The sequence below is a fragment of the Hahella sp. HN01 genome, assembly GCF_018986435.1.
In the GTDB taxonomy this organism is placed as follows: domain Bacteria; phylum Pseudomonadota; class Gammaproteobacteria; order Pseudomonadales; family Oleiphilaceae; genus Hahella.
The window spans coordinates 1-1,033 of record NZ_JAHMIN010000132.1 but is presented as its reverse complement, the minus strand read 5'-3'; the positions used below and the strand labels follow the sequence as shown (position 1 = coordinate 1,033).

Genomic DNA, 1,033 nt, shown 5'->3' with positions numbered 1-1,033 from the left:
ATCACCGGGCGGAATTACTCCTACACCGGAGAAAAGAACCTGGAGGATGGCGGCCACCGGGCGTTCACCATTGGCGTGACGCCACAAGGCAAGCAAAACCAAAATGGGGAAGAGGCGTTAATCAGCGTGTCCAACCCCGCGCCCAAAGTGACGGTCAACAATACGGTCGCCGGGATCAGCACGGCGCGCACCTATCTGACCGACATCACCGACCCGGATTTCAAGGCGGTGAAAGTGTATCGCTCCACGGAGAAGGGCTTCACTCCTGGACCGGATAACCTGGTCTTTGACGGCTACGCCAACCCTGTCATTCACGAAGGGCTCCAGCAGGACACGAACTACTATTTCCACCTATTGGGTCGGGATGAGTTCGGCGACGGCGAACTGACGCCGGAGTTCAGCTTCAAGACGCAGCTGTTTAATTTGGCGGGCGAGCTGAGCGACGGCGATAACCTGATCGTGCGGGGTAATGTCGTCAGCGAATACGGCGGCTCTAAAGTGATCCTGGGACCGCTCAAGCGCGACGGCTATTTCAACGTGCTGGAAGCCAGCGCGGCGAATGCGCCTATATTCGAGGTCAGGGAAAACGGCGACCTCTTGCTGGGCAGCGAACAAAGCGGCTCTTATGCGATCTGGGACCAGTCAGAAAAAGCGTTCAAAGTATTTGGTCAGATCAACATCGCGGCGGGGAGCAAAGGCTATTCCGCCCTGCAGGATCGTCCCAACTCGTTGTCGTCCATCAACGCAGCGGAAGCCGGCAAGCTGCAAGGCATTCAGGACGGCGCTACCAAAGGCGCGGACTGGGGGCAAGTGTCCGGCATTCCGCAACGGTTTTCCGATAGCGCTACGCCGGGCCTGAACCTTACAGCGGACTACCTTGGATATCATAACGGCAGCCGCTTCACCACCTACATGGACCGAAACGGCCACTTCGCCCTGAACGCCGGCGCGGCGAATAACTGCCTAAGCTGGAACGGCTCTGTGCTGTCCGTGCGCGGGGATGTGTTGGCCACCAGCGTGGCGGCGAGCGTCA

The 1,033-nt window shown here is 59.0% G+C and carries 1 protein-coding gene; it reads left to right on the top strand.

The window, feature by feature from the left end; all coding sequences use genetic code 11:
* Positions 1 to 1,033, top strand: a 1,033-nt coding sequence (locus tag KP814_RS32615; protein ID WP_216740684.1) for a hypothetical protein, incomplete at both ends; no start/stop codon positions are given.